General features: G+C 38.3%; 4 protein-coding genes. 2 read left to right on the top strand and 2 right to left on the bottom strand.

The genetic code is table 11. The features are described from left to right. Window positions 1-56: 56 nt before the first annotated feature. Both glp and moaA read right to left on the bottom strand, forming a co-directional pair. Window positions 57-1,232, bottom strand: coding sequence for a gephyrin-like molybdotransferase Glp (gene glp, locus AACY61_RS10050; protein WP_339611448.1), 1,176 nt, complete (start codon window positions 1,230-1,232; stop codon window positions 57-59). Window positions 1,233-1,297: 65 nt separating this feature from the next. Beyond that, window positions 1,298-2,278 carry a GTP 3',8-cyclase MoaA gene (gene moaA / locus AACY61_RS10045; protein ID WP_339611446.1) on the bottom strand — a complete coding sequence of 327 codons (981 nt, stop codon included), beginning with the start codon at window positions 2,276-2,278 and terminating at the stop codon, window positions 1,298-1,300. 217 nt (window positions 2,279-2,495) lie between these two features. On the opposite strand from moaA, the gene AACY61_RS10040 reads away from it, so the two are divergent. Continuing rightward, a complete protein-coding gene (locus tag AACY61_RS10040; RefSeq protein WP_339611444.1) occupies window positions 2,496-3,164 on the top strand; it encodes a TetR family transcriptional regulator C-terminal domain-containing protein in 669 nt (222 codons plus the stop codon). 79 nt (window positions 3,165-3,243) lie between these two features. Then, on the top strand, window positions 3,244-3,983 hold a 740-nt coding region (locus AACY61_RS10035), incomplete at its 3' end, for an AarF/UbiB family protein (RefSeq protein ID WP_339611442.1).

Here is a 3,983-nt window from a genome sequence, read left to right as displayed (position 1 = left end):
GAATATGTTGTTGAAGCCAAATGCGTCCTTTTACCTGATAGTTTTTTATGTCCATGTTAAGCAATCATTAAAACTGTTACTAAATCCCCTTTTTTGTATTCCGTTTTGTCTTCGTCAAGCCTAATTAAGCAATCTGCTATCGCAAACGAATTGAGCATATAACTGAGTTGGCTGTTTAAAATTTTGACCCCGTTTTCTGTGGTTTTACCTTTTAAAAAATAAGTGAGTCCGGTTTTTTTAGTGAAATCATTTTCCAGGGGAAGTGTCAGGGATTTTAAATGTCTTTTTTGCGTAAAAGAGTCAATGGCTTCAACAACATATTCATAAAAACAGGTCATTACCGCTGCCGGATTTCCGGGGAGTGCAAATATGAGTGCGTTTGAGGTCTTGCCAAAATAGAGAGGTTTTCCAGGCTTTTGTTTCACCTTGTGGAAAATTTTCTCCACGCCACATTTTTCCAAAGCCGCTGGAACCAAATCATAATTTCCCACCGAAACCCCTCCGGTAAGAATGATGATGTCGCTGCTCAATTGACTTTTAATTGCATTTTCAATAAGCTTTAAAACATCGTCAACCTGTGTAACAGAAACCGGCTCAATACCCACTTGACGCAAAGCGGCTGTTAATCCAATACCGTTGGATTCATAGATTTTACCTGTCTCGAGCGTTTCTCCTGCTTTTATGAGTTCTTTTCCGGTGATGATGACACTCACTTTGGGTTTGCTATAAACCGTCACTTTTGAATAGCCCATTCCTGCCAAATAGGAAATTCCCGCAGGCGTTAATTCCTGATTTTTTTGCAATGCAACAGCCCCTTTTTTGGTTTGCGAACCTTTGGGGCGGATGTTGCTTCCTTGTTTTAGATTTTCGTCAAGCAAGGTGATTTTATCACCTTTTCGTTCCACTTTTTCCTGCATAATCACGGTATCTACATCTTTCGGTGCAGGAGCTCCGGTGAAAATGCGGATGGCTTCATTGGCAGCTGTTTTTAAACTGTTTTCACTTCCGGCCTGTACTTCGCCAATCACAGTCAAGGCACTTTTCTTATCCCAATTGGAAAAAGAAAACGCATAGCCATCCATTGCCGAATTGTCAAAAGGAGGTGTGTCTATTTTTGCTAAAAGCGTCTCAGCCAGGACAAATCCCAATGCATCAGAAAGTGATTTTTCTTCAACACGTGGCTGTTTACCGTGTTTTATTATATGGTTTTTAGCTTCTGAAACTGTTATCATTGTTGCTTGATTATTGACTATTGATCATTTGGTTATGACGTTATGGGAATAACGATGGTAAAAAGTTAACCTCCAATTCGTATCATACTCCGATTGTCTATTTTATTGGCGTCTATTTGATGGAAATCCCCTTCAAACTGTCCGCCGAGCGCTTTTTCTTTTTGACCCACACATTTTTTTATAATGGGTTCTAACTCTTCCTGATTTCGCAAAGCGGTAAGAATATCGGCTTCACCTTTTGAAAAGAGGCAATTTTTCATTTTACCGTCTGCGGTGAGTCGCATCCTGTTGCAGTTGTCGCAAAAAGGAGCGCTCATCGTGCTAATCACTGCAAAAGTCCCTTCGTGATTGAGGGGTTTGTATTTTTTTGCGGTTGCATTAGCTTCGTCTTTCATCTTGATGAAACTAAACTGCGTTTCAATCAAGTTGAGAATTTCCTGATAGCTGCAAACTTTAGAGCTGTTCCATTGATTTTTATCAAAGGGCATAAACTCAATGAAACGCACGTGAACGGGTTGGTTTTTGGTCCATTCTATAAAATCGAGAATTTCGTCGTCGTTGATGCCTTTCATTACTACCATGTTGACTTTAACGTGAAAATCTTCCTTGATTAAAAGTTGGATATTGTTCCATACTTTTTCAAACAAATCACGCTTGGTGAGTTCCAGAAATTTTTCTTTCTGGAGGGTGTCCAAACTTACATTTACCGATTTAATGCCCGCTTGATGAAAGATTTCAATAAATGAATCTATTAATGCAGCATTGGTAGTTAAAGTGAGTTCAACCGGAAATTTGGAAATTCGCTCAATGATTTCTTTAGCGTCTTTTCGCACCAGAGGTTCGCCACCGGTCAACCTGATTTTTTTGACTCCTAAGGCCACAAATTTTTTGGTGATGGTTTCAATTTCATCGGCTTGCATTAAATGCTTGGCAGGCATAAATTTCATTTGCTCGTTGGGCATACAATACACACAACGGAAGTTGCAGGCATCAGTTAATGAAATACGCAGGTAATCGTGGGTTCTATTGAAATTGTCTTTGAGCATTTTACTCAAGTTGTTTGAGTTTAAAGATACGAAAGTTAGCGATTTATAGAATGAGAAAAAAGTTCTATTGATTTACCGTCTTATTGTTTTTCTAAAAGGGATTGAATTATTTCAAAAAGAAACCATTGATTATTTTTTTAACAAAACTTTCTGTTTAATATAAGCAGTGATTAGGTTAAACATTCCGTATCTTTGTATAGCATTAAAAATCACACTTATGGCAACTAAAAAAAAGACTTCCGCAACAAAAAAAGTAACACGTCAGCAACTTATTGATATGTATATGCAGTATGTGCTGGAGCACGAAAAGGCCCCTGTATCCATTTACAAATTTTCAAAAGAAAATGGTTTTACAGAACAGGACTTTTACAAACATTTTGGTTCATTTGAAGGTTTGAAATCGGGAATATGGACGACTTTTTATCAAATGACAACAGACTTGTCTCAAAAAAACAAGGAGTATGATAGTTTCTCCAATCAAGAAAAAATGCTCACCTTTTTCTATACTTTTTTTGAGTTACTTACAGCAAACCGAAGTTATGTGTTGTTTTCGCTTCACGAAGACAAAGATAAGTTGAAGATGATGCAGCAACTTTCGCCTTTGCGAAAAAAAATAAAAGCTTTTGCCAGCGAACTCATTGAGGAAAAAAATGATGAGCAGCAACTCAAATTTCTCAAACAACCTGCTGTAATATTCTCTGAAGGTGCCTGGCTGCAATTTGTATTTATCCTCAAATTTTGGATGGATGACAATTCGCCTTCCTTTGAAAAAACCGATGTGGTTATCGAAAAATCTGTTCGTGCTATTTTTGATGTCTTTGCAACAACACCCCTTGAAAGTGTGATTGACTTTGGTAAGTTTATCTGGAAAGAGAAAATGGCTTAGGAAGTTCAAAGTTAGAAGTACGAAGGTAAAAGTTAAAAGTGATTGGCAACTCTGCGGTAATCTGTAAATACAAAATTGAATGAAAACATTAGACCATATCCCAACGGGAAAGATACAACGTGCTTCAAAGCTGGTAAAAACCGGCGTAAAAGTGGGTGGTAATTATTTAAAATATTATGGTGGTAAGCTGGTGAATCCTGAGTTAACCAAAGATAAGCTCAATGAGGAGAATGCCGAGGATATTTATGACGGACTCAAAAGCATGAAAGGCAGCGCACTGAAAGTTGCACAAATGTTGAGTATGGAAAAGAATATTATGCCGAGGGCTTATGTAGAGAAATTTTCCCTGGCACAGTTTCAAGTGCCGCCATTATCGGCTCCGTTGGTGCGAAAAACTTTTAAAAAATATTTGGGTCAGGAGCCCGAGGCTTTGTTTGATACCTTTGAGGCAGACTCTGTCAATGCAGCGAGTATTGGGCAAGTGCACCGAGCCACGTTGAACGGAAAGCAACTGGCTGTAAAAATTCAATATCCCGGAATTGCTGAAAGCATAAGTAGTGATCTCGCTTTGGTGAAGCCGGTGGCACTCAAAATGTTTAATATCAAAGCTAAAGATTCTGATAAATACTTCAAAGAGGTTGAAGACAAACTTATGGAAGAGACTGATTACAATCTCGAACTAAAGCAAAGCCGTGAAATTACAGAAGCTTGTGCACACATCCCCAATTTGACATTTCCTGACTATTATGAAAACCTCTCGAGCGAACGCATACTCACAATGGACTGGATGCACGGTGAACACCTTTCTGAATTTACAAA

It is taken from the genome of uncultured Planktosalinus sp. (assembly GCF_963973675.1).
In the GTDB taxonomy this organism is placed as follows: Bacteria; Bacteroidota; Bacteroidia; order Flavobacteriales; family Flavobacteriaceae; genus Planktosalinus.
This window is presented reverse-complemented; position numbering and strand designations above follow the sequence as displayed.